The sequence below is a fragment of the Micrococcus sp. iso_26 genome (genome assembly GCF_056172975.1).
On sequence record NZ_CM149652.1, the window covers coordinates 187,942 to 214,730 of the forward strand.

Annotated in this window: 24 protein-coding genes; 11 read left to right on the top strand and 13 right to left on the bottom strand. The window is 74.2% G+C overall.

Annotated elements, in window-relative coordinates:
- The first annotated feature begins 12 nt into the window (after positions 1 to 12).
- Positions 13 to 690 (top strand): GntR family transcriptional regulator, encoded by a 678-nt coding sequence (locus AC0VX0_RS00885; protein WP_041104439.1) that lies wholly within the window; start codon positions 13 to 15, stop codon positions 688 to 690.
- A 40-nt stretch (positions 691 to 730) separates the two neighbouring features.
- On the opposite strand, the gene hutG is transcribed toward AC0VX0_RS00885, so the two are convergent.
- The 7 genes from hutG to AC0VX0_RS00920 form a co-directional block, all read right to left on the bottom strand.
- On the bottom strand, positions 731 to 1,777 hold the full coding sequence (gene hutG, locus AC0VX0_RS00890; protein WP_376173683.1) for a formimidoylglutamase: 1,047 nt from the start codon (positions 1,775 to 1,777) through the stop codon (positions 731 to 733).
- Between the two features lie 73 nt (positions 1,778 to 1,850).
- Positions 1,851 to 2,366, bottom strand: coding sequence for a CoA-binding protein (locus AC0VX0_RS00895; RefSeq protein WP_020625718.1), 516 nt, complete (start codon positions 2,364 to 2,366; stop codon positions 1,851 to 1,853).
- Positions 2,367 to 2,369: 3 nt separating this feature from the next.
- Positions 2,370 to 3,698 (bottom strand): O-acetylhomoserine aminocarboxypropyltransferase/cysteine synthase family protein, encoded by a 1,329-nt coding sequence (locus AC0VX0_RS00900; protein WP_020625719.1) that lies wholly within the window; start codon positions 3,696 to 3,698, stop codon positions 2,370 to 2,372.
- A gap of 225 nt (positions 3,699 to 3,923) precedes the next feature.
- Positions 3,924 to 4,856 carry a hypothetical protein gene (locus AC0VX0_RS00905; RefSeq protein WP_144819654.1) on the bottom strand — a complete coding sequence of 311 codons (933 nt, stop codon included), beginning with the start codon at positions 4,854 to 4,856 and terminating at the stop codon, positions 3,924 to 3,926.
- A 209-nt stretch (positions 4,857 to 5,065) separates the two neighbouring features.
- A complete protein-coding gene (locus AC0VX0_RS00910) occupies positions 5,066 to 5,602 on the bottom strand; it encodes a metallophosphoesterase family protein (RefSeq protein ID WP_144819653.1) in 537 nt (178 codons plus the stop codon).
- Positions 5,603 to 5,610: 8 nt separating this feature from the next.
- Positions 5,611 to 6,417: a DUF1648 domain-containing protein gene (locus AC0VX0_RS00915; protein ID WP_475451756.1), complete on the bottom strand. Its 807-nt coding sequence runs from the start codon at positions 6,415 to 6,417 to the stop codon at positions 5,611 to 5,613.
- A gap of 9 nt (positions 6,418 to 6,426) precedes the next feature.
- The gene (locus AC0VX0_RS00920; RefSeq protein WP_063189894.1) at positions 6,427 to 7,311 is read right to left on the bottom strand and encodes an EamA family transporter; all 885 of its coding nucleotides are present in this window, start codon (positions 7,309 to 7,311) and stop codon (positions 6,427 to 6,429) included.
- Between the two features lie 197 nt (positions 7,312 to 7,508).
- Between AC0VX0_RS00920 and AC0VX0_RS00925 the strand changes: the two genes are divergently transcribed.
- The 6 genes from AC0VX0_RS00925 (at position 7,509) to AC0VX0_RS00950 (ending at position 14,929) form a co-directional block, all read left to right on the top strand.
- Entirely contained in the window at positions 7,509 to 8,897 is a 1,389-nt protein-coding gene (locus AC0VX0_RS00925) for an acyl-CoA dehydrogenase family protein (protein WP_020624946.1), read from the top strand.
- Positions 8,894 to 10,300 (top strand): MFS transporter, encoded by a 1,407-nt coding sequence (locus AC0VX0_RS00930; protein ID WP_070709836.1) that lies wholly within the window; start codon positions 8,894 to 8,896, stop codon positions 10,298 to 10,300. The genes AC0VX0_RS00925 and AC0VX0_RS00930 overlap by 4 nt, the downstream gene beginning before the upstream one ends.
- A complete protein-coding gene (locus AC0VX0_RS00935; RefSeq protein ID WP_020621427.1) occupies positions 10,297 to 11,664 on the top strand; it encodes an LLM class flavin-dependent oxidoreductase in 1,368 nt (455 codons plus the stop codon). The genes AC0VX0_RS00930 and AC0VX0_RS00935 overlap by 4 nt, the downstream gene beginning before the upstream one ends.
- Positions 11,665 to 11,773: 109 nt before the next feature.
- Complete coding sequence (locus AC0VX0_RS00940) at positions 11,774 to 12,652, top strand: siderophore-interacting protein (RefSeq protein ID WP_020621428.1); 879 nt, start codon at positions 11,774 to 11,776, stop codon at positions 12,650 to 12,652.
- A gap of 138 nt (positions 12,653 to 12,790) precedes the next feature.
- Positions 12,791 to 13,588 (top strand): hypothetical protein, encoded by a 798-nt coding sequence (locus AC0VX0_RS00945; RefSeq protein ID WP_377636338.1) that lies wholly within the window; start codon positions 12,791 to 12,793, stop codon positions 13,586 to 13,588.
- 51 nt (positions 13,589 to 13,639) lie between these two features.
- Positions 13,640 to 14,929, top strand: coding sequence for a M20 metallopeptidase family protein (locus AC0VX0_RS00950; RefSeq protein WP_070708486.1), 1,290 nt, complete (start codon positions 13,640 to 13,642; stop codon positions 14,927 to 14,929).
- Here AC0VX0_RS00950 and acs read toward each other — a convergent pair.
- A complete protein-coding gene (gene acs, locus AC0VX0_RS00955) occupies positions 14,878 to 17,082 on the bottom strand; it encodes an acetate--CoA ligase (RefSeq protein WP_134416790.1) in 2,205 nt (734 codons plus the stop codon). The two genes, AC0VX0_RS00950 and acs, sit on opposite strands and share 52 nt — an antisense overlap.
- A gap of 210 nt (positions 17,083 to 17,292) precedes the next feature.
- Between acs and AC0VX0_RS00960 the strand changes: the two genes are divergently transcribed.
- A complete protein-coding gene (locus tag AC0VX0_RS00960) occupies positions 17,293 to 18,549 on the top strand; it encodes an acyl-CoA dehydrogenase family protein (protein ID WP_069941514.1) in 1,257 nt (418 codons plus the stop codon).
- Positions 18,550 to 18,580: 31 nt separating this feature from the next.
- On the opposite strand, the gene AC0VX0_RS00965 is transcribed toward AC0VX0_RS00960, so the two are convergent.
- Positions 18,581 to 19,405, bottom strand: a complete 825-nt coding sequence (locus tag AC0VX0_RS00965; protein ID WP_069941513.1) for an ABC transporter permease — start codon at positions 19,403 to 19,405, stop codon at positions 18,581 to 18,583.
- Positions 19,406 to 19,673: 268 nt separating this feature from the next.
- On the opposite strand from AC0VX0_RS00965, the gene AC0VX0_RS00970 reads away from it, so the two are divergent.
- The 3 genes from AC0VX0_RS00970 to AC0VX0_RS00980 are packed head-to-tail and all read left to right on the top strand — an operon-like array spanning position 19,674 to position 22,607.
- Positions 19,674 to 21,095 carry an LLM class flavin-dependent oxidoreductase gene (locus AC0VX0_RS00970; protein ID WP_357013256.1) on the top strand — a complete coding sequence of 474 codons (1,422 nt, stop codon included), beginning with the start codon at positions 19,674 to 19,676 and terminating at the stop codon, positions 21,093 to 21,095.
- Between the two features lie 58 nt (positions 21,096 to 21,153).
- Complete coding sequence (locus tag AC0VX0_RS00975) at positions 21,154 to 21,864, top strand: Tat (twin-arginine translocation) pathway signal sequence (RefSeq protein WP_205805017.1); 711 nt, start codon at positions 21,154 to 21,156, stop codon at positions 21,862 to 21,864.
- On the top strand, positions 21,861 to 22,607 hold the full coding sequence (locus tag AC0VX0_RS00980) for a hypothetical protein (protein ID WP_069941510.1): 747 nt from the start codon (positions 21,861 to 21,863) through the stop codon (positions 22,605 to 22,607). Before AC0VX0_RS00975 ends, AC0VX0_RS00980 begins: the two co-directional genes overlap by 4 nt.
- A gap of 63 nt (positions 22,608 to 22,670) precedes the next feature.
- On the opposite strand, the gene AC0VX0_RS00985 is transcribed toward AC0VX0_RS00980, so the two are convergent.
- From AC0VX0_RS00985 to purS, 4 genes are all read right to left on the bottom strand, one after another.
- Positions 22,671 to 23,051, bottom strand: a complete 381-nt coding sequence (locus tag AC0VX0_RS00985) for a YtxH domain-containing protein (RefSeq protein ID WP_069941509.1) — start codon at positions 23,049 to 23,051, stop codon at positions 22,671 to 22,673.
- A 235-nt stretch (positions 23,052 to 23,286) separates the two neighbouring features.
- Positions 23,287 to 25,593 carry a phosphoribosylformylglycinamidine synthase subunit PurL gene (purL, locus tag AC0VX0_RS00990; RefSeq protein WP_101965634.1) on the bottom strand — a complete coding sequence of 769 codons (2,307 nt, stop codon included), beginning with the start codon at positions 25,591 to 25,593 and terminating at the stop codon, positions 23,287 to 23,289.
- The gene (gene purQ, locus AC0VX0_RS00995) at positions 25,590 to 26,384 is read right to left on the bottom strand and encodes a phosphoribosylformylglycinamidine synthase subunit PurQ (RefSeq protein ID WP_145950558.1); all 795 of its coding nucleotides are present in this window, start codon (positions 26,382 to 26,384) and stop codon (positions 25,590 to 25,592) included. The genes purL and purQ overlap by 4 nt, the downstream gene beginning before the upstream one ends.
- Positions 26,381 to 26,647, bottom strand: coding sequence for a phosphoribosylformylglycinamidine synthase subunit PurS (gene purS / locus AC0VX0_RS01000; protein ID WP_002856633.1), 267 nt, complete (start codon positions 26,645 to 26,647; stop codon positions 26,381 to 26,383). Before purS ends, purQ begins: the two co-directional genes overlap by 4 nt.
- Positions 26,648 to 26,789: the final 142 nt, after the last annotated feature.

Below are 26,789 nucleotides of genomic sequence, written 5' to 3' on the forward strand. Positions count from 1 at the left end.
TAGGCTGGGCCCATGAACAAGTCGGAGGAGGCCTACGCCCGCCTGACGCAGAAGATCGAGACCGGGGAGCTGCCACCGGGCGCCATCCTCAGCGAGGCGGCCCTCATCGACGCCGCCGAGACGGGGCGCACGCCCCTGCGCGAGGCCGTGCAACGCCTCATCCGAGACCACTGGCTCCTGGCCGGTGGGGGACGTGGCCTGCAGGTGCCCCCGATCTCCGTGGACGACCAGCTGGAGAGGCTGGAGGTGCGGCGGTCGCTCGAGGCGCTGGCCGTGGGACTGGCCTGCGCACGGGCGGACGAGGAGCAGCTGGCCGCCGTCGCGGCCCACGTGCGGCACCTGCGCACGGTGGAGGACCTGCCGGCGTACGTCGCCGCCGTCGGGCGCTCGCACGAACTCCTGCGCACGATCGCGAACAACCGCTATCTCGCCGATTCCCTGGTCCCGCTCCAGGGGTTGTGCCGCCGGTTCTGGCTCGCCACCACGAAGGGCCTGCCCGACGAGGTCGAACGCGGCCGGGCGTTCTACGTCCCGGCGCTGGAGGCGGTGACCCGGAGGGACTCGGCAGGAGCCCGGGCCGGGGTGCTGGCCCTGCACGACTTCCTGGCACGCTCGGCACTGGACTACGCCGCCCGACGCGCGGCCCACGGCAGCGCCGAGCCCCCGGCCCCGTGGGCGGAGGGACGCTGACGCCCGCGGCCCCCCGCGCCGGAAGGGACCCCCGGCCCGCTCAGGCCAGCAGCGACGCGTCCGTCCGGTGACGGCTGACGACCGTGTGGATCAGCCGGGCCGCGGCCTTCGCCGTGCGGCCGTCCACGTCCAGGGCGGGGTTGAGCTCCACGACGTCGGCCAGGGCCAGCTTCCCGGACTGGGTGGCCTCCAGCGCGCACGCGTGGATCACCTCGTACGGCACGCCGAAGCCGGCCGGTGCGCTCACCCCCGGGGCGACGGCGGCCGGCAGCACATCCAGGTCGATCGTCAGGTAGAGCACGTCCACCGCGTTGATGAACGAGCGCACCCAGCGGCGGACGCCGGTGACGTCGGCGGTCTGGGCCTGCTCGTCGGTCACCCACGTGACCCCGCGTTCGCGCGCGGTGTCGAACAGGGCCCGGGTGTTGTTTGCCTCGCTGATGCCCACCACCGCGTAGGAGAGCTGATGCTCCGCCCCCTCGGCGTCCCGCAGCGCCTGCAGGAACGGGGTGCCGGAGCTGGGCCGCGGCGCCTCGCGCAGGTCGAAGTGCGCGTCCAGGTTGAGGATGCCCACGCGGGTGCCCGCGCCCACGCGCGTGGAGCCGGTCAGGCCCGTGATCGATGCGTAGGCGGTCTCGTGTCCGCCGCCGAGCACCACGGCCAGGTCGTGGGCGTTCAGCAGCCCGCTGACCACCGTGCCCAGCTCGGCCTGGCCCGCCTCGAGCTCGCCCGGGGCGTCGTCGTCTCCGCGGTCCACGGACACGTCGCCCGCGTCCACGAGCGCGCCCGTGCCCTCGAGATACGCGAGCGAGGCGAGCGCGCCGCGCAGCGCCTCCGGGCCGTCCTCGGCGCCCACGCGGCCGTGGTTCCGGCGCACGCCCTCGTCCGAGGCGAAGCCGATGAGCGCCGTGGACCGCGCGCCCGACGTCGGAGCACCGGCACCGGGGTGGCGCTGCGGCGTCGTGGGCTCGCCGCGGCCGTCGGCGGGGCGGACGACCTGGTGCCAGCGTAGGTGCTCGGGGGCGTCGCCGTCGGTGCGGCCGGTCCAGGCGGAGGAGAGGGACGAGGAGGGGAGCTCGGAGGTCATGGGACCATCCCACGCCATCGACGGCGGGTGCGCAACGCGGGCCGGACGACGCCCGACACGGGGCGTCGTCCGCCTAGCGGTCCAGTTCCTGGCGCCGCGAGCTGATCACGCCGGTGACGAAGCCGGCGAGGTTGAGCCCGCCATGGAAGCGGGCGTGCTCGATCTTCACACAGCGGTCCATCACGATCTCCAGGCCCGCGGCCCCGGCCTGACGCGCGGCGTCCTCGTTCCAGATGCCCAGCTGCAGCCACACGGTCCGGGCGCCCACGCGGGCGGCGTCCGCCACCACCTCGGGGGCGTCGGAGGACTTGCGGAACACCTCCACGAGGTCCGGGATGACGGGCAGGTCGTCCAGCGAGGCATACACGCGGTGGCCGAGGATCTCCTTGCCGGCCGCGGCGAGCACGGGATTCACGAAGTAGACGTGGTACGTGGTCGAGCTCAGCAGGTACGTGGCCACGAAGTACGACGCGCGGGCCGGCTTGTCCGAGGCGCCGACGATCGCGATCGACCGGGTGCGCCGCAGGATCGCCAGGCGCTCGGGGGCGCCGGGGCCGGTCCAGGTGCGCTCGGGGTGGGTGGTGCTCATGGCTCAGGCCTCCTGCTCTGCGGGGACGACGGCGCCGTCACGGGTGCGGCCGGTGGCCTCGGTCAGGGCCTGGTCCAGGTCCCAGAGGATGTCCTCGAGGTCCTCGATGCCCACCGAGATGCGGATCAGGTCCGCCGGGATGCCCGCGGCCACGAGCTGCTCGGCGGTGAGCTGCTGGTGCGTGGTGGAGGCCGGGTGCAACACGAGCGTCTTCGCGTCGCCGATGTTCGCCAGGTGGCTGGCCAGCTGCAGGGCGGAGATGAACGCGGCGCCGGTCTCGCGGCCGCCGACCACACCGAAGCTGAACACCGAGCCGACACCCCGGGGCAGCAGCTGCTGCGCGCGGGCGTGGTGCGGGTGGTCGGGCAGGCCGGCGTAGCGCACCCAGGAGACGCGCGGGTCCTCGTCCAGCCAGGTGGCGACGGCGCGGGCGTTGGCGAGGTGGGCATCCATGCGCGGGGCCAGCGTCTCGACGCCGATCATCAGCTGGAACGCCGACTGCGGGGCCAAGGACGGGCCGAAGTCACGCAGCTGCTCGGAACGCAGCTTGGTGAGGAACCCGTACTCGCCGAAGTTGCCCCACCAGGACACGCCGCCGTACGAGGGCACGGGCTCGGTCATGGACGGGAACTTGCCGTTGTCCCACGGGAAGCGGCCGGACTCCACCACGACGCCGCCCAGAGTGGTGCCGTGCCCGCCCAGGAACTTGGTGGCCGAGTGGATCACGATGTCCGCACCGTGCTCGATCGGCCGGATCAGGTAGGGCGGGGTGAGCGTGGCGTCCACCACGAGCGGGATGCCGTGCCGGTGGGCGACGTCGGCCAGACCCGGCAGGTCCACGACGTCGCCGGAGGGGTTGGCGACGATCTCCGTGTACACGGCCTTGGTGTTGTCCTGGATCGCGGCCTCGAAGTCCGCGGCCTCGGTGGAGTCCACGAAGGTGGTCTCCACGCCGAAGCGGCGCAGGGAGACGTCGAGCTGGGTGATCGTGCCGCCGTACAGCTTCGAGGAGGCCACGATGTGGTCCCCGGCCCCGGCGAGGGCCGCGAAGGTGATGAACTCGGCGGCCATGCCGGACGCCGTCGCGACGGCGCCGATGCCGCCCTCGAGCGTGGCGATGCGCTCCTCGAACGCCGCGACCGTGGGGTTGCCGATCCGCGAGTAGATGTTGCCGTACTTCTGCAACGCGAAGAGGTTGGCGGCGTCCTCGGCGGACTCGAACACGAAGGAGCTGGTCTGGTGGATCGGCACCGCACGGGAGCCGTGGACGGCGTCCGGGACGGCGCCCGCGTGCAACGCCTGGGTGCGGAAGCCGAACTCGTGGTCAGCCACGGGGGTCCTTTCGATGGAGGCTTCGGGACAGTCCGACCCATTGTCCCGGGCGAGGCGCGCCGAGTGCAGGGTGGGCGCGTCGCAGAGCGTCACGCGGGGCCGGCCGGTGGCGTGCAACGCGGGTTGAGTTATCACCGGTTACGCGGGCCTGGACCCGTGACAACTCAACCCGCGTTGGTCTGGACCCGTGACAACTCAACCCGCGTCGGGACGGGCGGGGGCGGATCAGCGCGTGCGGGCGAGCCGACGCCGGACCAGCCCCACGATCCGCCCGAACCCAGCGCGCTGGTCCTCCCAGGTGCAGCGCAGGGTCGTCCATTCCCGCTCGAGGCAGTACGCGTCCCGACGGGCGTCCCTCGCCTGCTGCTGAGCCGTGCGGTGGCCGGCGCCGTCGTACTGGAGGGCCAGGCGCGCCCCCCGGTACCCGAGGTCCACGACGGGCGAGGCCGGGTCGGCCGGGTCGACGGCGACCTGCAGCTCCGGCTCCGGCAGCCCGGCCCGGATCAGCGCGAGCCGGAGGAAGGTCTCGGGCGGGGAGTCGGCCCCGACGCGCACCTCGGCCAGCGCGGCACGTGCGAGACGGACACCCGGCCGGCCACGGCAGCGGGCGAGCACCTCCGACAGCCCGGGCACGGTGGCCACGGGGTGCGCCCGGCCCGTCGGCGTCCACGGCGGACACACCAGGTGGTCGCCGGCCGCGATGAGCCAGTCCACCTCGTGGGGGCGGAGCATCCCGGCGAGGTCGAACCAGGTGCGCGCCGCCGTCGTGACGCGCTGGCCGTCGGGAAGCTCGAGCACGTGGTCGGAGGGCAGTCGCACCCGGTGGCTGACGACGCCGCCCAGGTCGGTCCGGTGCGTGCGCGCGGACCGGTCGAAGGTCAGGTGCAGTCCGGCTGGCCGCGCGAGGCGGGGCGGCAGCGGCAGTCCGTGCCAGAGGGCGGCAGAGACGTGGGAGACCACCCCGCCCGTGAGGCGGACCAGCGCGGCCGCGCCGTCCGGGGCGCACGGGTCGGGGATGCCCGCGGTGTGCACGCCGCGGCAGATCCGGGCGAGGTCTGCCGCGAGGGTGCGGCGCCACGGCAGGCCGGCGGCGTGCAGCTCGGCCGTCGTGAAGGCGCCCGCGGCGAGGGTGGACGGCAGGGGCGTGCGCGCGGTCATGGGGTGAGCCTGCCGCCCCCGGGCCCTGCGACGGACCGGACCGACGCGCCCTGGGGAGGGCCGCCGTCGTCGTGGTGGCTGTGCAGGAGCGGCCGACCCGCCGGTCATGGTGGCACCGGCGCGACGCGGGTTGAGTTATCACGGGTGCAAGCCGCCTGGACCCGTGATAACTCAACCAGCGTTGCAGGGGGGAGCGGCCGGCCCGTCGGTCACGGCGTGCGGTCGACCGGCACCAGCTCCACGTCCTCGAGCCGTCCGTCCCGCGCCACCGCGCGCATCAGCGTGCACACCGGCTGCCGTCGCCGGTCCGTGCAGGAGCCGGGGTTGAGCAGCCGCAGGCCCGGGTTCGCGGTCTCCGGGCCGGCCACGGTGTCCCACGGGATGTGGCTGTGCCCGAACACCAGCACGTCCGCGTCCGGGAACGCCGCGGCCATGCGGCGCTCGCGGCCGGCCGCCGGGCCCGTCTCGTGGACCATCGCGATCCGCACCCCGCCGATCTCCACGCGCGCCACCTCGGGCAGCCGCGCCCGCAGCCCCGGCCCGTCGTTGTTGCCCCACACGCCCACCAGCCGGGCGGCCCGTGCGTCGAGGTCGTCGAGCACGTCCTCGGTCACCCAGTCGCCGGCGTGGAGCACGACGTCGGCCCGCGCCACCCCGGCCCACACCTGCGCGGGCAGGGCGCGGGCACGCCGCGGGATGTGGGTGTCGGCGATCAGGAGCAGGCGGACGGCGACGTCGTCGGACACGGTCCGCCTCACCGCGCGGCGAACGCGCCGAGCCAGAGCGCCAGCGGCAGGCCGACGATGAACACCGCCACGAATCCGCGCACCAGCCACCGGCCCGCCGGGGTGGCGAGGTTGACCGTCACACCCACGCCGTAGCCGGGGCGTTTGGCGGGGAAGACGGCCGGGTCCTCGGGGTCGCGCTTGAGCCCCAGGGGCGTCCACACCTCGTCCTCGGCGAGCTCCGCGGCCGTGGGCCGGTGCCCGAGGTCCGCGGCGACGCGGTCCGCCCAGCGCGTCCACCACCGGGTGCCGGCCCGCATCGCCGGGAAGATGCCCACCATGAGCACGGTCAGCGTGAGGGGCAGGAGCCACCAGGCCATCGTCCACGCCCCGGCGGCGAGCACCTCGGCCGTCGTCGGGGCCAGCACCAGCACGATGAGCACGCACGACCACCCGAGGCACGCCTGGACCCCGCGGTGCACCCCCGGCTGGCGCACGCGCCGCCACGGGGACAGCCCCGGATCCATGGGAACCAGGGCAGTGACCATCGCGGAGACCAGGGCCAGGAACCCCGTCATGCCGAGGCCGATCAGCGGCCCCGTCGCCACCGTGCCGAACGAGGCGTCCTCCCACGCATCCGGTCGCCCGTCGACGCCCCAGTGCGTGGGCACGCGCTCCGGCAGGCCCGGCAGGGCGACGAGGGCCCACCCCAGCAGCGCCAGGCACAGCGCGGCCGCGAGCAGGAACGGCAGCCACGGACGCAGCCGGCCACGGCGCAGGGCGGCGCGCTCGGCGGCGGGGACGTCGGCGGGGACGGGATGGGGCGGGTGGGTCATCGACCCAGGCTAACTTCGGCCCCCGCCCGCCACACCGGGTGACCGGCCCGTCCAGACGGCGGCCGCGCACGCCGCGATCACCAGCAGCATCCCCGCCAGGTCCAGCGGGGTGAGCTCCTGCCCGCGCACGGCCCACGCGGTCAGCGCCGCCGCGATCGGCGAGAGGCACGTCAGCAGGGAGAACAGTGCGGTCGGCATGTGGCGCAGCACCTGCAGGTCGATCCCGTACGGCACCGCCGTGGACAGCAGCGCCACGGCCAGTCCCACGCCCAGCACCACGGGAGAGAGCAGGGCCGTACCCGCCGTCGCGACGCCGACCGGCAGCGCCACGAGGGACCCGGCCGCCGTCGCCAGGGCCAGCCCCTGCACCCCCGGCAGATGAGTCCCCGCACGCCGGGAGAGCAGGATGTACGCCGCCCAGCACGCCGCCGCGGCCAGCGCGAGCGCCACCCCCACCGGGTCCAGCCCCGCGCCGCCGATCCCGCCGTCCGCGCTGAACCCCTCCCGGCCGAGCACCCCGATCCCGACGAGCGCGAGGGCCGCCCACGCCGCCGACCGCCATGACGGCCGCGCCGCCACGGACAGCGCCAGCGGCCCGAGCACCTCGAACGTCACGGCCACGCCCTGCGGGATCCGCGCGAACGCCTCGTAGATGGCCAGGTTCATGCCGGTCATGGCCGCACCCAGCCCGACGACGGCGGCCCACCCCCGGGGACCCAGGCCGGCGAGGGCGGCGCGGCTCGGCCGGGTGACGAGCAGCAGCACGGCCGCGGAGAACACCACGCGCAGGGCGACCATGGCGGACGCGCCGACGTCGTCGAACAGCAGGCCCGCCACGGACGCGCCGAGCTGCTGACTCAGCAGCGAGAGCAGGACGAGCAGGACGAGACGCACGGGCTCAGCCTAGGGCCGCGCCGCGTCACCCCGGCCCCGGCCGGAGCCCTCCCCGCGACCGGCCCGCCGAATGTGACGGCCGCCGGCACACCGCCCCGGAACCGTTCCTAGCGTGGGCCTCCATACGACCCAGCGACCCCCACGACCCGCGGCACCGCGCCCGGCGGGCCGCCCGCCTCCGGACCGAGGAGATCGACATGCCGCTCACCGACCCGACGGACGCGTCCGCGCCGCCCGCCGCCACGCCCGTCCCGCTCGGCGCCGTCCCGCCGCTCGAGCGCCCCGCAGACCTGCCCCGCGACCTGGCCGGCCTGCGCCGCCACTTCGCCCCGGTGTTCGCGCGGATCGCCGAAGGCTCCCGCGAGCGCGACCGCCGCCGGATCCTCCCGTTCGAGGAGGTCCGTGCCCTCAACGAGGCCGGCTTCGCCACGCTGCGGGTCCCCGCGGAGGCCGGTGGGCCCGGTGTGGACGTGCGGACCGCCGTGGCCCTGCTGATCGACCTGGCGGAGGCGGACGCGAACGTCGCGCACCTCTACCGCTCGCACCTGGGATTCCTCGACTCCCTCCGCTTCCAGCCCGAGGCCGTCCGCGAGCGCTGGCATGCCCGGATCCTGGCCGGCGCCACGGTCGGCAACGCATCCACCGAGAAGGGCGGCAACGCGCTGGGCACGCTCAACACGGTCCTCACCCCGGCACCCGCGGGCGACGGCCCGTGGACCCTGACTGGCACCAAGTTCTACGCGACCGGCTCGATCTTCTCCTCGCACACGCGCGTCTCCGCCGCCCAGACCGACGCGGACGGGCGACCGGCCCCGGGCCGGCGCTTCGCCGTCGTGCCGGTGGAGGCCCCGGGTGTGCGTCTGGACGACGACTGGGACGGCTTCGGCCAGCGCCTGACCGGCACCGGCACCGCGGTGTTCGACGGCGTCGCCGTGCCGCCGCAGGACGTGCTCGACCGGGCACCCGGCAGCGCCGAGGCGGTCTACGAGGCGGCGTGGTTCCAGCTCATCCTGCTCGCCGTCCTCGCCGGGATCGCCCGGGCGGCCCGTCGGGACGCCGCCGACGCCGTGGCCGTCCGCGTGCGCACCTTCAACACGGGCCTGGGCCTGCCGTTCCGGGAGGACCCGCTGATCCAGGAGGCCGTCGGGCGGATCGCGGCCAAGGCGTTCACGGCCGAGGCCGCGGTGCTCTCGGCGGCGGACGCCCTGGATGCGGCGCTCGCGGACCACGAGGCCGGCCGCACCGGCTCCGGCGCCCCCGAGGAGGTGCCCGCCTCCTTCACGTGGGCCGAGCTGGCGGTGGAGCACGCCCAGGTGACCGTCCCGGAGCTGGCCCTCGGCGCCGCCCAGGAGCTGTTCCTCACCGGTGGGGCCTCCGCCACGAGCACCGCCAAGGGCCTGGACCGGCACTGGCGCAACGCGCAGACGGTGGCCACGCACAATCCCATCGCGTTCCGCGCCCGGGCGATCGGCGACTTCTGGATCAACGGCACCGTGCCCGAGGGCCTCAACGCGATCGGCGACGCCCCGGCCGCCTCCGCGCCCCTCGGCGCCGACGCCCCCGCCTCCGGGGAGGCCGCCCGATGAGCACCCTGCGCACCCACCGTCGCCGGGCCGTGCTCGGCTCGTTCATCGGCACCACCATCGAGTGGTACGACTTCTACCTCTACGGCCTGGCCGCCGCGCTCGTGTTCAACGTGCAGTTCTTCCCCGGCCAGACCGCGTTCGGGGCGACCCTCGCCTCGTTCGCCACGCTCGCCGTCGGCGTCGTGCTGCGCCCGCTGGGCGGGATCGTGGCCGGCCACTTCGGGGACCGCGTGGGCCGCAAGGCCCTGCTGGTCATCTCGCTGCTGCTGATGGGCGGCGCCTCGATGCTCATCGGCGTCCTGCCCACGTTCGCCCAGGCGGGCTGGTGGGCGGTGGCCGGGCTCGTGCTGCTGCGCTGCCTGCAGGGCCTCTCCGCCGGCATGGAGTGGGGCGGCGCCGCCCTGATGTCCGTGGAGCACGCCCCCGCGGACCGGCGCGGCCTGTTCGGCTCGTTCACGCAGGTCGGCTCCTCGGCCGGCATGCTCCTGGCCACCGGCGCGTTCTCCCTGGTCAAGCTGGCCACCACCGACGAGCAGTTCGCCGCGTTCGGCTGGCGCCTGCCGTTCCTCGCCTCGGGTCTGCTCGTGGTGGTGGGCCTGGCCATCCGCCTCGGCGTCGAGGACTCGGCCGAGTTCCGCGTGCACCGGGACGCCGGGACCGTCAGCCGCGCGCCCGTCGTCGAGCTGCTGCGCCATCACGCCCGCCCCGTGCTCGTGACCGCCGGCCTGCGTCTCGGCCAGAACGGCCTCTACTACCTCGTCACCGCGTACCTGGTCAGCTACCTCGTGCTCCGCGGCGCCGACGACGGCGTCCTCGTCTCCGCCATCATGGTCGCCTCGGCCATCGGGCTGGTGAGCACCCCCTTCTGGGGCGCGGTCTCGGACCGGGTGGGCCGTGCCCGGGTGTCCCGGGTCGGGTACGCGCTCACGGCGGTGGCGGGCTGGGTGCTGTTCGCCGTCGTGGATGCCGGCGCGCTGGCGGTGCTGCCGCTCGTCGTGGTGCTGGTGATCAACGTGGCCCACGACAGCGTCTACGGTCCGCAGGCCGCGTGGTTCGCCGAGCAGTTCCCGGTGCGCGTGCGGTACTCGGGCGTGAACCTGGGCTATCAGCTCGGCACGGTGGTGGGCGGCGGGTTCGCCCCGTTCATCGCGGCGCTGCTGTACGAGGTCGGCGGCCACACGCCGTGGCTGATCGCCGCGTACCTGACGCTGCTGGCCACGCTCTCGCTGATCGCCTCGCGCTTCGCCCGTGACCCCGTGGCCCGCCCCGAGACGGACCTCGTGGCCGACGACGCCGCCATCCTGGCCGCACAGGCGGACGGGCCGGCCGTCGATGCCGCCCCCGGTGCCGCCGCGGTGACCGCCCGCCCCGACCGTGCCCCCGTGACCCTGGAGACCCGATGACCGCGACCCCCGCCCCGTTCATCCTCAGCGCGTTCGACATGGTGACGCCCGTGCACCAGTCGCCCGGGCTGTGGCGGCACCCCGAGTCCCGCGCCCACGAGTTCGACCGGCTGTCCTTCTGGACGGACCTGGCCCGCACCGTGGAGGAGGGCGGGTTCACCGCCGTGTTCCTCGCGGACATCCTCGGGCTGTACGACGTGCACGGCAGCGGCGTGGACGCCACGGTGCGCGGCGGCGTGCAGTGGCCGCTGCTGGACCCGTTCACGGTGGTCTCGGCGATGGCCGCCGTCACCGAGCGGGTGGGCTTCGGCGTCACCGCGTCCGTCACCTACGAGCAGCCCTACCTGCTGGCGCGCACGCTGACCTCGCTGGACCACTTCACGGAGGGGCGCATCGCATGGAACGTGGTGACCGGCTACCAGGACTCGGCCGCACGCAACCTCGGCCTGGACCGGCAGCCGGGCCACGACGAGCGCTACGACCGCGCCGACGCCTACCTCGACGCCATGTACCGCCAGTTCGAGGGGTCCGTGGAGCGGGACGCCGTCGTGGCGGACCGCGAGTCCGGGGTGTTCGCGGACCCGGCGAAGGTGCACCCGATCGGCGTGGAGGGCCCGCACGTGCGCCTGCCCGGCGTCGCGCTCGCGCACCCCGGGCCGCAGGGCACCCCGTTCCTGTTCCAGGCCGGCGCGTCCTCGCGGGGGCGACGGTTCGCGCTCGAGCACGCGGAGGCGGTCTTCTACATCGGCCCGACGACGGCGCACGTGCGGCGGTTCGTCGAGCAGACCCGCGAGGGCCTGCGGGAGGCCGGCCGCCCCGAGGACGCGATCCGCGTGCTGGCGATGGTGACCGTCGTCGTCGCGGACACGGACGAGGAGGCGCAGGCGCGGCTGGCCGAGTACCACGAACACGTGGACGTGGAGTCCGCGCTCGCGCTGTTCGGCGGCTGGACGGGGGTGGACCTGTCCGGCCTGGACCCGGACGCCGAGCTGGAGCACGTGGAGAGCGAGGCCTCGCGGACGGCGCTGGCCGCGTTCACCACCCAGTCGCCGGACCGTCGCTGGACGGTGCGCGAGGTGGCGGAGTTCGTGAGCGTGGGCGGGCGGGGGCCGGTGATCGTGGGGTCCCCGGCCACCGTGGCCGATGAGCTCGAGCGCTGGCACCGCGAGACGGGCGTGGACGGCTTCAACATCTCGGCGGCCGTGCGCCCGACGGACCTCGAGCGGTTCGCCCGGCTCGTGAGCCCCGAGCTGCGGCGGCGCGGCCTGCTGCGTGAGCCCGAGGCGGGGCGGACCCTGCGCGAGAACGTGGCCGGCGGGGGACCGCTGCTGCCGGAGGACCACCGGGGGGCCCGGTTCCGCTGACCCCGACGCCACGGGAAAACGTCACGCTGACGTGCGCTAATCCGTCTCGTCGTGGGAGAGTGGGGGACGCGTACCCGCGCAGACCCCGCCCCGACCCCAGGAGGCCCGCATGGCCCGGCCCCAGACCGTCCTCACCGTGGTGGCCGCCCGCCGGCTCACCCCGCACCTCGTGCGCCTGACCCTCGGCGGTGAGCAGTTCGACGCCGTCCATGCCCGCTGGGCGGAGAAGGGCGCCACGGACCAGTACGTGAAGCTGCTCTTCGCCGACCCCGCGCTCGGCCTCGAGCCCCCGTACGACCTGGACGCCCTCCGCGAGCGCCTCGCCCCGGAGCAGCTGCCGGTCCGCCGCACCTACACGGTGCGCCACATGGACGCGGCCGCCCGCACCATGGATGTCGACTTCGTGGTCCACGGTGCGTCCGACGGCGGCGCCGCCCCCGGGCACGACGGTGGCCTGGCCGGGGCGTGGGCGGCGTCCGAGCCGGTGGGGCAGCAGGTCGCGTTCCTGGGTCCCGGCGGCGCCTACCGGCCCGACCCCACCGCCGACTGGCACCTGCTCGCCGGCGACGAGGCCGCGCTGCCGGCGATCGCCGCCGCCCTCGAGGACCTCGCCGCCACGGACGCCGCGGCGGCCGGCGTCGCGCTGATCGAGGTGACCGACGCCGGGGACGAGGTGCCCCTGACCGCGCCGGCCGGCGTCGAGGTGCGCTGGCTGCACCGCGGCGGCCCCTTCACCCCGGAGACGACGAGGTTCGCCGCCGCCGTCGAGGGCGCGGCGTGGCGGGACGGACGGGTGCACGCGTTCGTGCACGGCGAGCGGGAGCAGGTCAAGCGCGTCCGGGCGTACCTCACGGACGTGCGCGGCGTGGACCGGCGACAGCTGTCGGTGAGCGCGTACTGGGCCTACGGCCGTGCCGAGGATGTGTTCCAGGCGGAGAAGCAGACCCCGGTGGGGCAGATCTTCGAGGACGGCGCCACCGGCGGCTGACCCGCACAGGTTCGGCACAGCAGCAGCTTCGCCGCCCCTCAGGGCCTGACGGGCCAGGGGTGACGTGAGACGGTCGAGGGGTCATCGTCCGGCGGTGCCCGGCCGCCGGCACGTCCGCACCTCTGTGAAGGAGTCCCCATGAAGACGCCCGCACGCCTCGCCGTCGGCATGCTCGCCGCCTCCGGTCTGCTGCTCACCGGCTGCGCCTCCGACCCGACGCTGGACGAGAGCTGGCCCGAGATCCGCCAGAAGGTCGTGGACGCCGAGAGCCTGCGCCTGAGGGTGGAGGGCACCGCCGCCGACAAGGAGGAGGAGAAGGACGACGCGTCGGCCTCGGCGGCGCCCTCCGCCTCCCTGGGCACGGACGCCAGCCAGTCCCTGAACGTGGACCTCGCCGGCGCCACCGACGACTCCCACCTCAAGGGCACCATGAACATGGACATGGGGGCGGCCACCATGGACATCGAGGTCCTGCGCCGGGACGCCGACGTGTTCTTCAAGCTCAAGGCCGACGGTGACGACCTGCCCCAGGAGATGGGCATGTTCTCCACCCTCGTGGGCGACCGCTGGATCAAGACGAGCGCCGATCAGGCCGCGCAGATGGACATCTCACTCCAGGAGATCATGTCCGACCTCGAGGAGGACATGCCCGCCGCGGACGCCTTCGACGGCAAGGACCTGAAGGCCGAGGAGGTGGAGCTCGAGGGCAGGACGTACCTCAAGTACGCGCTGCCCGAGGAGCACCACGAGTTCGGCCGGACGATGCTGATCGACCCGGAGAGCACGACCCTCTACCGTCTCGAGGACGTGAACTCGGAGGACGAGGACGTGGACGCGAACGCCACCTTCACCGAGTGGAACGCGGTCGAGGCGCCCGAGGCCCCCGCCTCGGAGGACGTCTTCGACCTGGCCGAGCTGCAGGAGCTGGCCGGTTGACCCGCTGCGCGATCCGGGTGGGCCGGCGGGCCGCCACGGCATGATGTCCTGATGGACCGCACCGCCCCCACCCCGCCCGCGAACGCCCTCGCCCCGGACCTGCCGGAGGACATCGCCCGGGAGGCGATCGCCTTCCGCCGCCGCCTCCACGGGCATCCGGAGCTGGACCTGCACCTGCCCCGCACCCAGGCCGCCGTCCTCGAGCGGCTCGAGGCCCTGCGCGCTGAGGCGGGGGAGGATGCCGCCACCGGCCGCCCCGCGCTGGAGACGAGCGTGGGCCGGGCGCTGAGCTCCGTCGTCGTGGTGCTGCGCGGCGGGGCCCCGCTGCCGGAGGGGGCCCGGCGGCCGGTCGTGCTGCTGCGGGGGGACATGGACGCCCTGCCCGTCACGGAGGAGACCGGGCTGGAGTACGCCCCCGCCGTGCCGGGCACCATGCACGCCTGCGGCCACGACCTGCACACCGCCGGCCTCTACGGCGCCCTGGCGTGGCTGGTGCGCCGTCGCGGGGAGCTCGCCGCCGACGTGGTGGCCATGTTCCAGCCCGGGGAGGAGACCGGCGGCGGCGCCCTGCACATGATCCAGGAGGGGCTGCTGGAGGCGGCCGGGCGACCGGTGGACGCCGCCTACGCGATCCATGTCTCCTCGGGCACGTACCCGCGCGGCGTCCTGCTCAGCCGCCCGGGGGCGATCCAGGCCGGCTGCGACGACCTGGTGGTGACGGTGCACGGTCGAGGCGGGCACGGCTCGGTGCCGCACCTGGCCCAGGATCCGGTGCCCGTGGCCGCCGAGATGGTGCTGGCGCTGCAGTCCGTGGTCACCCGGCAGTTCGACGCCTTCGACCCGGTGGTCGCGACCGTCGGGCACCTGAGCGCGGGCACGGCGGCCAACATCATCCCGGACAGCGCCACCCTCGCCCTCACCCTGCGGACCTTCTCCGCGCCCTCCCGAACCCGGCTGCTCTCGGCCGTGGAGCGCATGGTGCACGGGATCGCCGCGGCGCACGGCATGAGCGCGCAGGTCCGGACGGACTGCGCGTTCCCGGTGACGGCCAACGATCCGGACGCAGTGGCTTTCGTCCGCCGGACCGTGGAGGACCTGTACGGGGCCGACGCCTACCGGGAGCTGCCCGAGCCCGAGCCCGGCAGCGAGGACTTCTCCGAGGTCCTCCAGCGGGTGCCCGGCGCCTACGTCCTGCTCGGGGCGGTCCCGGAGGGCGTGGACCCGGACGAGGCCCCGGTCAACCACTCCCCGCAGGCCGTGTTCGACGACGCCGTGGTGCCGCGGGCCGCTCAGGTGCTGGCCGAGCTGGCGCTGCGGACGGCGCCGGTGCCGGCGTCCTGAGCGCGGCGACCGGCCCGGAGCACCTCGGCGATCTGCCCGACGCACGGCTCGTTCTGCAGGCTCGTGGTGTCCCCGAGCGCGGTGCCCTGGTGCAGCTGCGTCAGCAGCCGCCGCATGATCTTGCCCGAACGGGTCTTGGGCACGTCGGGGACGAAGACCACCTCGGCGGGCTTGGCCACCGGCCCGATCACCCGCCCCACGTGCCGCCGCAGCTCCTCGGCGCGGTCGGCGGCGGAGGCGCCGGGGCCGTCGTCGCCGGCCAGCCAGCTCTCGTGCGCCACCACGAAGGCGACGGCGGCATGCCCGGTGGTCTCGTGCGGCACGGGGCACACCCCCGCCTCGATCACCTCCGGGTGCGCCACGAGGGCGGACTCGATCTCGATGGTGCTCAGCCGGTGCCCGGAGATGTTGATGACGTCGTCCACGCGCCCGAGGATCCAGACGTCGCCGTCCTCGTCCCGCTTGGCGCCGTCGCCGGCGAGGAACCAGCCCGCCTCGCCCTGGTCCGCGTAGTCCTCCCAGTACGAGTGGAAGTAGCGGGCCGGGTTCCGCCACACGGTCCGCGCCATCGCCGGCGAGGTGCGGGTGACCACGATCCGGCCCTGCAGGCCCTCGGGCGTGGGGGCGCCGTCGTCGTCGACCACGGCCACGTCCACCCCCGGCAGGGGCCGGGAGCCGCAGCCCGGCTTGAAGGCCGTGTCCGTGGGGCGCGGGGAGAGCACGGTGGCGCCCGTCTCGGACTGCCACCACGTGTCCACCATCGGCAGGTCCGGGGTGTCCCGGCCGATCTGGGTCCGCGCCCACGTCCAGGCCTCCGGGTTCACGGACTCGCCCACGGTGCCGATCAGGCGGATCGAGGACAGGTCCGGGCCGCCGTCCGCGTGCGCCGGGATCCCGTCCGGATGCCAGCCCTTGAGCGAGCGGATCAGGGTGGGCGCCGTGTAGTAGCTCGTCACCCGGTAGCGCTCGATCACCTCGAAGTGCCGGCCCGGGTGCGGGGCGTTCGGCACACCCTCGTAGATCACCTGCGTGACCCCGTTCGAGAGTGGACCGTAGATCTCGTAGGTGTGCGCGGTGACCCAGGCCAGGTCCGCGGTGCACCAGTGGACGTCGTCGTCGCGCCGTGCCGGGTCCGGGTGGGAGAACAGGAAGTCGTGCGTCCACGAGGCCGCGGCGAGGTACCCGCCGGAGGTGTGCACGAGCCCCTTGGGCTGTCCCGTGGTGCCGGAGGTGTACATGATGAACAGCGGGTGCTCCGCGTCGAAGGCGCGCGGGGTGTGGGTGTCCGGCTGGCGGTCCACGACGTCGTGCCACCACAGGTCCCGCCCCTCGGTCCACGGGATGTCCCGGTGGCCCGTGCGGTCCAGGACGAGGACGTGCTCGATCGCGTTGTCCCCGGACACGGCCTCGTCCGCGTTGGCCTTCACGGGGACGGCGGTGCCGCGGCGGAACTGGCCGTCGGTGGTGACGAGCAGCTTGGCGCCCGTGTCCTCCACGCGGAACCGCAGCGCCTCCGCCGAGAACCCGCCGAACACGAGCGAGTGCACGGCGCCGATCCGCGCGCACGCCAGCGTGATGACGATCGTCTCGACGAGCACGGGCAGGTACACGACGACGCGGTCGCCCGCCTCGATGCCCAGCTCCTCGAGGGCGTTCGCGGCCTGGGCGACCTCGCGCTGCAGCTGTGCGTAGGTGACGGCGCGGCGGTCGCCGGGCTCGCCCTCGAAGTACAGGGCGACCTTCTCCCCGCGCCCCGCCGCCACGTGGCGGTCCACGCAGTTCACGGCCACGTTCAGGGTGCCGTCCTCGTACCAGCGGATCTCCGGGCCGCGCTCGGCGGCCGGGTCCGGGGCGGTGAGGGAGCGCGTCCGGGTGAAGGGTCGCTCCCAGCTCAGACGTCGGCCGGCCGCCTCCCAGAACGCGAGCCGGTCCGCCTCGGCCACCGGGCGGCCGTCGCCGCGCCCGCCGTGCAGCCGGTCCGCCGGGCGGCCGGGGTGGACGTCCGGGTCGGCGGCGTCGACGAGCGCCTGCGGGAGGGGGCCGGGCAGCGTGGCGAGGGCCGCGGCGGGCACGCCGTCGTTCGGTCCGCGGACGGCCCCGGAGGCGCCCTCCTCGGCCGGGTCGGGGCGGGCGGGGTCCTCGGTGGGCGTCATGGGCGGCGGTCCTCCTGGTCGGCGGGTCCGACCAGGCTAGGGACGACGACGACGGCGCCCCGCCCGCCGTCGTCACCGGCGGTCATGCTCGGCCCGCCGGACCCCCGCGGGCGCCCGGCGCGGGCCAGGGCGACGGCGGCCGGTGTGGATCCCGTCCCACGGCCGGGTCGCCCCGGCCGCCGGCCCGCCCGCGCGTGTCAGAGTAGGGCCATGACCACCTACGCCACCCTCGCCGCCCGGTACGCCGACGCCTTCGACTCCGTCGCCCACGGCGAGCGGGCCCGCGAGGCGGGCCGGCACCTGCCGTTCGCCGCCCTCGGGGAGCTGCAGGCCGCCGGGTTCGGCAAGGTCGGTGTCCCCGAGGACGCGGGCGGCGAGGGCGGCGGCAGCGAGACCGTGCTGCGCCTGCTCATGGACCTGGCCGCCCGGGACGTGAACACCGCGCACGTCTGGCGCTCCCACCTCGTGTTCATCGCCACGGCCATGGACCAGGCGCCCGCCCGTCGGGAGCGGTGGCTGCGGCACATCGTCGACGGGGACTGGGCCGGCTCCGCCCTGGCCGAACGCGCCGGCGGGGCCGCGCCGGGCCGTGCCGCCACCCTGGCCAGCCGGGACGAGGGCGGCACCTGGGTCGTGCGGGGGCAGAAGTACTACGCGACCGGCTCGGCCTTCGCCACGTGGACCGCCGCGACCGTGGGCATCGAGGGGGCGGACCTCGTCTCCCGCCGGAACTCCAAGCGGGCCGGGGGCGCGGTCCGCGAGCCGGACCGGGCCGTCGCCGTCGTGCGCGTGCGTCAGCCGCGCGTGGGCATCAAGGACGACTGGGACGGCTTCGGCCAGCGCCTGACCGCCACCGGGTCCGTGGTGCTCGACGACGCCGCGGCCGAGGAGCTGCTCGAGGTGCCGCGGCAGGACGGACCGGTGCCCGTGCTCATGGAGGCGACCCTGCTGGCGCTGCAGGCCGGGATAGGCCGGGCGGCGCTCACGGAGGGCACGCAGCTGCTGCGGCAGCGGCGCCGCACCTTCAACACCGGCACGGCCGCGCTGCCCAAGGACGACCCGCAGCTCCTCGAGATCATGGGGCAGCTGGCCGGGCGGCAGGCCGCGGCCGAGCTGATGGTGCGCGAGATCGGGCGTCTGCTCGACGAGGGGCAGGACGGCGCCGACGGGGCCGGCCCGGCGGAGGCCGACGTCGTGGCGGCGTCCGCCGAGGCGATGGCGGCCGCGTACCGGGCCCAGGCCGTGGTGCCGGAGGCCGTCCTCGAGGTGTGCACCCGCATCTTCGACACGCTCGGCGCGTCGGCGACGTCGGCCACGCTGCGGCTCGACCGGCACTGGCGCAACGCCCGCACCCTCGCCACCCACGACCCGGCGGTGTTCAAGGTGCGCATGGCCGGCGACTGGCTCGTGAACGGCACCCCGCCGACCGCCTACACGTCGGCCGGCGAGGTCCCCGAGGAGGGCTGACCCGGCGACTGGGCGGCCGGAGGCGCCGGGCTCAGGCCCAGCGGCGCAGGGCCCGGCGCTCCAGCAGGCCGAGCAGCCAGTCGGTGAGCTTGCCGAGCACGGCGAGCAGGATGATCGCCAGGATCAGGCGGTCCGTGCGTCCGTTGTTCTGCGAGTCGGTGAGCAGGAAGCCCAGGCCCATCGAGGAGGCGATCAGCTCCGCGGCCACCAGGAACAGCCAGGCCTGGGCCAGGGCCAGCCGCAGGCCGGAGAACACGGCCGGCACCACGGCGGGCAGCTGCACCGTCCGCAGCAGGGACAGCCCGTGGTAGCCGAAGGCCCGTCCGGCCTCCACCAGGTGCGGGTCCACGTGGCGCAGGGCGGCGTAGACGGTGGTGAACACCGGGAAGAACGCGCCGATCGCGATGAGGGTGACCTTGGACTCCTCGCCGATCTGCATCCACAGGATCAGCAGCGGCACCCAGGCCAGCGAGGGCACCGCGCGCAGCGCCCCGATCAGCGGGGCGAACAGCGCGTCCGCCCACCGGGACAGCCCGAGCGCGGATCCCACGGCCAGCCCGAGTGCGGCGCCGAGCAGGAAGCCCAGCAGCACGCGCTGGGTGGAGATCCCCACGTGCAGCCACAGGTCGCCCCGCTCCAGCAGGTTGACGCCGGCGCTGAGCACCGCGCCGGGGGAGGGAAGCTGCACCGCGGAGAGCAGCCCGGCGGCCGTCACCGCCCACCACAGCACCAGGAGGACGGCGGGCGCGGTCAGCCCCACCACCGCCCGGGCGCCGGGCCGGTCCAGCACCCGGGGCCGGGCTGGGCCAGCGCTGAGCCAGACGTTTCGGTCGTCTCCGCGGGGTGGATGCAGCAGATTTCTCTGGCTCAGCGCTGGTGCGCCGCTGGCTCAGCGCTGGGGTGCCGCTGAGTCGCCGCAGGGCCGCCACCCACGGACGTGTCCTCCGTCATGGTCAGGGCATGTCACGAACCGGGCGCCGGACGCGTGGCCGGGCCCGGCGGGGCCGTCATGAACCCCTGGGCCGGACCCACTTCCACCGCCGGCCGCGTCGGCGTTGCATGGTGCGGGACCGTCGCCCGCCCGGCCGCGCCCCTGCGACCGGGCGGCCCTGGAAAGGAGACCCATGAGCACCGCCGAGAACGCCGGGGCCGGAGCACCCACCCGCCCGGACGAGCACCGCGAGATCCTCTTCAACGCATTCGACATGAACTGCGTCGCCCACCAGTCCCCGGGGCTCTGGCGTCACCCCGACGACCACGCCCGCGACTACAACACCCTGGGCTACTGGACGCACCTGGCGCAGACGCTGGAGAAGGGCCTGTTCGACGGCCTGTTCATCGCCGACGTCCTCGGCCCGTACTCCGTGTACGGCGGCACCTCCGAGGCCGCCATCAGGACCGGCGCGCAGACCCCCGTGAACGACCCGTTCCTGCTCGTCTCCGCGATGGCCGCGGTCACCGAGCACCTCGGCTTCGGCGTCACCGCCGGCACCGCCTACGAGCACCCCTACCCGTTCGCCCGCCGCCTCGCCACGCTCGACCACCTCACGGGCGGCCGCGTGGGTTGGAACGTGGTCACCGGCTACCTGCCCTCCGCTGCCCAGAACATGGGCCAGGACGACCAGATGGAGCACGACGAGCGCTACGAGCACGCCGACGAGTACCTCGACGTCGTCTACAAGCTCCTCGAGGGCTCGTGGGAGGACGACGCCGTCGTCTACGACAAGGAGTCCGGCGTGTTCGCGGACCCGGCCAAGGTCCACGACATCGCCCACGAGGGCACGTGGTTCAAGGTCCCCGGCCACGCCGTCACCGAGCCGTCCGTGCAGCGCACCCCCGTGATCTACCAGGCCGGCGCCTCGACACGCGGCCGCGCCTTCGCCGGCAAGCACGCCGAGGCCGTGTTCATCAACTCCCCCACGAAGGAGCTGGCGGCCGCCACCGTGAAGAAGATCCGCCAGGCCCTGGTGGACGCCGGCCGTGACCCGTACGACGTGAAGATCTTCGCGATGCAGACGATCGTCACCGGGGCCACCGACGAGGACGCGCGGGCCAAGTACGACGACCTGGCGCAGTACGTGGACCCGCTGGGCGGCCTCGTGCTCATGTCCGGCTGGATGGGCATCGACCTGTCCCAGTACGACCTGGACGAGCCGATCGGGGACGTGAAGTCGAACGCCATCCAGTCCACCGTGGAGACCTTCCAGAAGGCCTCCGGAACGGACGAGGAGTGGACCGTGCGCAAGCTCGCCGAGTGGGTGGGCATCGGCGGCTTCGGCCCCGTGATCGTGGGCGGCGGCGAGTCCGCGGCCCGCCAGCTCGTCGAGTGGGCCGACGAGACCGACGTGGACGGCTTCAACCTCGCCTACCACATCACCCCGGGCACCTTCGAGGACGTCGTGGAGTTCGTGGTGCCGGAGCTGCAGAAGCTCGGCCGCTACAAGACCGCGTACACGGACGGCACGCTGCGCCACAAGCTCTTCGGCCGCGGCGACCACCTGCCGCAGAACCACCACGGCGCATCCTTCGCCCTGCGCCGCCGGTAGGGTGACGCCAGTGGCCGCGGCGCCCTGCCTCGGCCGGCAGCAGCCCCAGGAGGAGAACATGCAGCGCAGACGTGCCGTCCGCGCGGCCGGGCTCGGCGTCGTGGGCGCCCTGGCCTTGGCCGGGTGCGCATCCGAGCCGCAGTCGGCGGGGGAGGCCTGGCATCAGGCCCGCACCCAGTTGGACGAGGCCGAGACCGTCCGACTCGAGACCGCCTACACCACCGGCCGTCAGGGCCCGCAGTCGGTCCGCTGGGACATCGCCGGCCGGCTCGACGGCGGCGACGCCGAGTCGAAGGGCGTCATGCAGGTCGGCCGCGACTCGCACATCACCATGGAGTCGCGCCAGGTCGGCGAGGACGTGTTCGTGCGGGTCGACGTGGACGGGTCCGACGTCCCGGACGACGTCCAGATGATGTACTCCGACCCACAGTGGCGCCGTGTCTCGGCCGGCGAGGGGCAGGAGCCGCCCCTGAAGTCCCTCCTCGACCAGGTGGGCCTCCCCGCGGCGGACGCCCTCGACGGCGCCCAGGTGCGCGCCGAGGAGGTCGACTGGGACGGCGGCACGGCCTACCGCTATGCCGTGCCCGAGGAGGTCGCCGACGCCGCAATGGCCGAGGGCGACGCCACCCGGGTGCACTCCTTCACGGTGGACGACGACGGCGAGCTGGTCGCGCTCACCGTCGACGACGGCCGGGCCACCCAGCAGTACGCCCTGAGCGACTGGAACCAGATCGAGCCGGCCGAGGCGCCGGAGGAGGTGGCCGAGTGAGGCAGCGCCAGACCCAGACCCGCCGCACCCGCCGCGGCCTGTCCCTCGCCGCCGTCGGGGCGGCCGCCCTGCTGCTGACCGGCTGCGCCTCGGGCGACGACGCCCCCGGCGCCTGGGACCGCGCCCGCACCCAGCTCGAGGAGGCCGACTCCGTCCGCATGGTCACCGAGCTGCGGTCCGAGGCCCCGAGCAACGGCCGCGCGGTCCCGGACTCGGTGGACATCTCCGGTCCCGTGGACGGCTCGTCCATGCGGTACGTGTCCGTGTACCAGGACGACGGTCTGATCACCCGGGACGAGTCCCGGATCGTGGATGGCACCGCGTACTCCCGATTCACGGTGGAGCGCGCCGGCGCGAGCGGCGAGGACCGCCCCGCGTATGTGGAGCGCTGGACCGCCACCCCGTACGAGAGCGATCCCCGCGCCACCGGCATGGGCGCGATGGTGAGCTCGCTGCTGGGCTCCCTGCCGGAGTCGGGCGGCCTGGACGACGTCGAGGCGGACGCGGACGGCATCCGCCGCAGCGGTCAGGACGCGATCCGCTACGTGCTGGACGAGCCCGTCTCGGGCCCGCAGGAGGGCGTGGCGCTGACCGCGTTCACGGTGTCCAAGGAGGACGGCCGCCTGCTCACCGTGGAGACCGAGTCCGCCGGCACGAAGGCCGTGGTGACCCTCTCCGAGATGGGCGGGGTGGATCCGGTGCAGGCCCCGCCGGCCGACGAGGTCCTGAAGCAGGACGGCTGATCCGGCCCACGACGACGGCGGCCCGCCTCCCCTCGGGGAGGCGGGCCGCCGTGTCTGCGCGGGTCAGCGCGTCAGCGGACCCTCGTCACCCAGCGGGGTGGACGGGTCCGAGATGGTGTCCGGCTCGGCACCGTGGCGGGCCGCCGAGGTGACGTTGTCGTTGTTGGACTCGGTCACGCGATCTTCGCGGGCGTCGTTCTTCTTGTCGTTGCCCTGCATGGCATCCTCCACCTTCGTCGTGGCCTTCTGCACCGGATCGGACTTCTTCACCTCAGCGAACTTCTGCTGGGCGGTCTCCTGGACCTGGCCGACCTTCTCCTGGGTCTTGGGGTCGTTCCAGAGCTTCTGGGCGTTCTGGGTCATCTTCTCGAGGTTCTTGCGGCCCTCGGCGGAGCCGAGCAGGTAGCCGAGTGCGGCGCCGAGGCCCAGGGTGATGAGGCGCATGGGTGGTCTCCTTCGTGTGTCGGGACCGCGCCGACCCTCTTGGACGGGCCGGGCGGCGCGCTGGCGCGCTGTCCTGGGATCACTCTGGTCACCGGAGCCCGCCGCGTCAACGGTTGAGGCGCACGGCCGTGCGAGGGTCGGCGGCGTTCGTCCCCGCCGTCCCGCCCCACGACGACGGCCGCCCACCCCGGAGGTGAGCGGCCGTCGTCGTGCCGGGGCCCGTGGGCCCACGGGGTCAGCCGAAGTGCTTCGGCAGGGTGGCCTCCCAGGCCTCGCGCAGCTCCGCGATCGGCAGGGTGAAGGCGTCCTGGACCTCGAGGGCCGCGGAGTCGGCGTCCACCACGCCGATGCGCACGGCCGCGTAGCCGCGGGCCGTGGTCATGTCCGTGAACCGGACCTCCTCGGTGCGGGGCACGGCCACGACGGCGCGCGCCTGCGTCTCGGAGAACAGTGCGGTGAACAGGTCCACGCCGGCGCGGCGCAGCACCTCGTCCAGCACCACGCGGGCGCCCACGCCGAAGCGCAGCACCATCTCGGACAGGGTGGCCGCGAGGCCGCCGCCGGAGACGTCGTGGGCGGCGTCGATCATGCCGTCCCGGGACATGTTGACCAGCAGCTCGCCGAGCAGGCGCTCCTTCTTCAGGTCGACCTTCGGGGGCAGGCCGCCGAGGTGGCCGCGCAGGCGCGCGAACTCGGAGCCGTCCAGCTCGTCCGCGGTCTCGCCCAGCAGGTAGATCGCCTGGCCGTCCGCGTCCGGGGCGAAGCCGGACGGGGTGCGGCGCAGGACGTCGTCGAGCTGGCCGAGCACCGCCACCGTGGGGGTGGGGTGGATCGGGGTGCTGCCCGTCTGGTTGTACAGGGACACGTTGCCGCCGGTCACCGGGATGCCGAGGGTCTGGCAGCCGTCCGCCAGGCCGCGCACGGCCTCCGCGAACTGCCACATCACGTCCGGGTCCTCGGGGGAGCCGAAGTTCAGGCAGTCGGAGACGGCCAGGGGCACGGCCCCGGCGGTGGTGACGTTGCGGTACGCCTCGGCCAGGGAGGCCTGCGCGCCCGTGTACGGGTCCAGGTAGGTGAACCGGTCGTTGCAGTCCGTGGCCAGGGCCACGCCCATGCCGGTCTCCTCGTCCACGCGCACCACACCCGCGTCGTCCGGGGCCGCCAGGGCGGTGTTGCCGCGGACGTAGCGGTCGTACTGGCGGGTGATCCAAGAGGTGTCCGCCAGGTTCGGGGAGCTCATCAGCTCCACGACGGCGGCGCGCAGCTCCTCGCCCGTGGCGGGCAGGTCCTGACCGGCCTCGGAGGAGCGGAACGTGTCCGCCTGGAGCTCGTCCTGCCAGGCCGGACGCGCGTACGGGCGCTCGTAGACCGGGCCGTCGTGGGCCACGGTGCGCGGGTCCACGTCGACGATGACCTCGCCGTCCCAGGTGATGATCAGGCGGCCGTCGCCGGTGACCTCGCCCAGCCAGGAGTACTCGACGTCCCACTTTGCCATGACGGCCTCGAACGCGGCGACGTTCTCCGGCGTCACCACGGCCATCATGCGCTCCTGCGACTCGGACATGAGGATCTCGCCCGGGGTCAGCGTGGAGTCGCGCAGCAGCACGTCGGTCAGCTCCACGCGCATGCCGCCCTCGCCGTTGGAGGCGAGCTCGGAGGTGGCGCAGGAGATGCCGGCGGCGCCGAGGTCCTGGATGCCCTCGACGAGGGAGTCGCGGAACAGCTCGAGGCAGCACTCGATGAGCACCTTCTCGGAGAAGGGGTCGCCGACCTGCACCGAGGGGCGCTTGGCGGGCTTGCCGTCGCCGTCGAAGGACTCGGAGGCCAGCACGGAGGCGCCGCCGATCCCGTCACCGCCGGTGCGGGCGCCGAACAGAACTACCTTGTTGCCCACGCCGGAGGCGTTGGCCAGACGCAGGTCCTCGTGCTTGAGCACGCCCACGGCGAGGGCGTTGACGAGCGGGTTGCCCTGGTAGATCGGGTCGAAGCGGGTCTCGCCGCCGATGTTCGGCAGGCCCAGGGAGTTGCCGTAGCCGCCGATGCCGGCCACCACGCCGTGGAACACGCGGGCGGTGTCCGGGTGGTCGATCGCGCCGAAGCGCAGCGGGTCCATCACGGCCACCGGGCGGGCACCCATGGAGATGATGTCGCGCACGATGCCGCCGATGCCCGTGGCCGCGCCCTGGTAGGGCTCCACGTAGGAGGGCGAGTTGTGGGACTCGACCTTGAACGTCACGGCCCAGCCGTCACCGAGGTCGGTCACGCCGGCGTTCTCGCCGATGCCCACCATCATGTGCTGCTTCATCTCGTCGGTGAGCTTCTCGCCGAACTGGCGCAGGTGCACCTTAGAGGACTTGTACGAGCAGTGCTCGGACCACATGACCGAGTACATGGCCAGCTCGGCCGCGGTGGGGCGGCGGCCGAGGATCTTCTTGATCTCGGCGTACTCGTTCTCCTTCAGGCCCAGCTCGGCCCAGGGCTGCTCGACGTCCGGCGTCGCCTGGGCGTCCGCGACCGTCTCGATGTTGAACTGCTGGCTCATGCATGGCCTCCACGGCTGGCGAGGGTGGTCAGGACGGAGGTGAAGAAGCCGAGGCCGTCCACGCCGGAGCGGGGGCCGGCGGCGGTGTCCGGGCCGAAGCCCGTCTCCACGGCGTGCTCCGGGTGCGGCATCAGACCGACGACGTTGCCGGCCGGGTTCGCGATGCCCGCGATGTCCCGGCGCGAGCCGTTCGGGTTCCAGCCCTGATAGCGGAACACCACGCGGCCCTCGGCCTCGAGGGCGTCGAGGGTCGTCTCGTCCGCCACGTACTGGCCGTCCTGGTTCTTCAGGGGCACGGTGATGGTCTGGCCCTGCTCGAAGTCGCGGGTCCACACGGTGTCCGCGCTCTCCACGACCAGCTCCTGGTCGCGGCAGATGAAGTGCAGGTGGTCGTTCTTGATCATCGAGCCCGGCAGCAGGTGTGACTCGGTGAGGATCTGGAAGCCGTTGCAGATGCCGAGCACCGGCAGGCCGTCCGCCTCGCCCTCGGGGCCGCCGGCCGCCGTCGCCACCGCGTCCATCATGGGGGCGAAGCGCGCGATCGCGCCGGCGCGCAGGTAGTCGCCGTAGGAGAAGCCGCCCGGGATCACGACGGCGTCCACGCCGGCGAGCGTCCGCTGCGGGTCCGCGTCGGCGTGCCACAGGGAGACGGGCTCGGCGCCGGCGAGGCGGACGGCGCGCAGCGCGTCCACGTCGTCCAGGGTGCCGGGAAAGGTGATGACGCCGATGCGCGCGCCGCTGAGCGGCGTCGTCGGCGTCGAGTAGTCGCCGATGAGGGGGAGCTCGGTCATCGGGCGCCCTCGGCCTCGTCCAGGACGGCCACGTTCACGACGTCCTCGATGACGGGGTTGGACAGCATCTCCTCGGCGGCCGTGCGCGCCTGGGCGAGGATCTCGTCGGTGACCTCGCCCTCCACGGTGAGCTCGAAGCGCTTGCCCTGGCGGACCTGGCTGAACTCGGTGAAGCCGAGGCGGGGCAGGGCCCCGTTGATCGCCTTGCCCTGCGGATCGAGGATCTCGGGCTTGGGCATGACGTCGACGACGATGATGGGCATGAACACGCTCCTGGGTGCGGGACGATGCCGCGGAGCAGGACGGTGTAGATGCCGTCTCACGCCCGGCCCTGGGCGCTCCGCGTGCTTGCCCGCCCAGTCTACTCGGCCGCCCGGACGCGGGATCGTGGGTGTGATGGGGGCG

Bases quoted from the DNA above. Each gene is read 5' to 3' on its own strand.
- AC0VX0_RS00885 (WP_041104439.1), top strand. From the start codon at position 13: ATGAACAAGTCGGAGGAGGCCTACGCCCGCCTGACGCAGAAGATCGAG.
- hutG (WP_376173683.1), bottom strand. From the start codon at position 1,777: ATGACCTCCGAGCTCCCCTCCTCGTCCCTCTCCTCCGCCTGGACCGGC.
- AC0VX0_RS00895 (WP_020625718.1), bottom strand. From the start codon at position 2,366: ATGAGCACCACCCACCCCGAGCGCACCTGGACCGGCCCCGGCGCCCCC.
- AC0VX0_RS00905 (WP_144819654.1), bottom strand. From the start codon at position 4,856: ATGACCGCGCGCACGCCCCTGCCGTCCACCCTCGCCGCGGGCGCCTTC.
- AC0VX0_RS00915 (WP_475451756.1), bottom strand. From the start codon at position 6,417: ATGACCCACCCGCCCCATCCCGTCCCCGCCGACGTCCCCGCCGCCGAG.
- AC0VX0_RS00925 (WP_020624946.1), top strand. From the start codon at position 7,509: ATGCCGCTCACCGACCCGACGGACGCGTCCGCGCCGCCCGCCGCCACG.
- AC0VX0_RS00930 (WP_070709836.1), top strand. From the start codon at position 8,894: ATGAGCACCCTGCGCACCCACCGTCGCCGGGCCGTGCTCGGCTCGTTC.
- AC0VX0_RS00935 (WP_020621427.1), top strand. From the start codon at position 10,297: ATGACCGCGACCCCCGCCCCGTTCATCCTCAGCGCGTTCGACATGGTG.
- AC0VX0_RS00940 (WP_020621428.1), top strand. From the start codon at position 11,774: ATGGCCCGGCCCCAGACCGTCCTCACCGTGGTGGCCGCCCGCCGGCTC.
- AC0VX0_RS00945 (WP_377636338.1), top strand. From the start codon at position 12,791: ATGAAGACGCCCGCACGCCTCGCCGTCGGCATGCTCGCCGCCTCCGGT.
- AC0VX0_RS00950 (WP_070708486.1), top strand. From the start codon at position 13,640: ATGGACCGCACCGCCCCCACCCCGCCCGCGAACGCCCTCGCCCCGGAC.
- acs (WP_134416790.1), bottom strand. From the start codon at position 17,082: ATGACGCCCACCGAGGACCCCGCCCGCCCCGACCCGGCCGAGGAGGGC.
- AC0VX0_RS00960 (WP_069941514.1), top strand. From the start codon at position 17,293: ATGACCACCTACGCCACCCTCGCCGCCCGGTACGCCGACGCCTTCGAC.
- AC0VX0_RS00970 (WP_357013256.1), top strand. From the start codon at position 19,674: ATGAGCACCGCCGAGAACGCCGGGGCCGGAGCACCCACCCGCCCGGAC.
- AC0VX0_RS00975 (WP_205805017.1), top strand. From the start codon at position 21,154: ATGCAGCGCAGACGTGCCGTCCGCGCGGCCGGGCTCGGCGTCGTGGGC.
- AC0VX0_RS00985 (WP_069941509.1), bottom strand. From the start codon at position 23,051: ATGCGCCTCATCACCCTGGGCCTCGGCGCCGCACTCGGCTACCTGCTC.
- purL (WP_101965634.1), bottom strand. From the start codon at position 25,593: ATGAGCCAGCAGTTCAACATCGAGACGGTCGCGGACGCCCAGGCGACG.
- purQ (WP_145950558.1), bottom strand. From the start codon at position 26,384: ATGACCGAGCTCCCCCTCATCGGCGACTACTCGACGCCGACGACGCCG.
- purS (WP_002856633.1), bottom strand. From the start codon at position 26,647: ATGCCCATCATCGTCGTCGACGTCATGCCCAAGCCCGAGATCCTCGAT.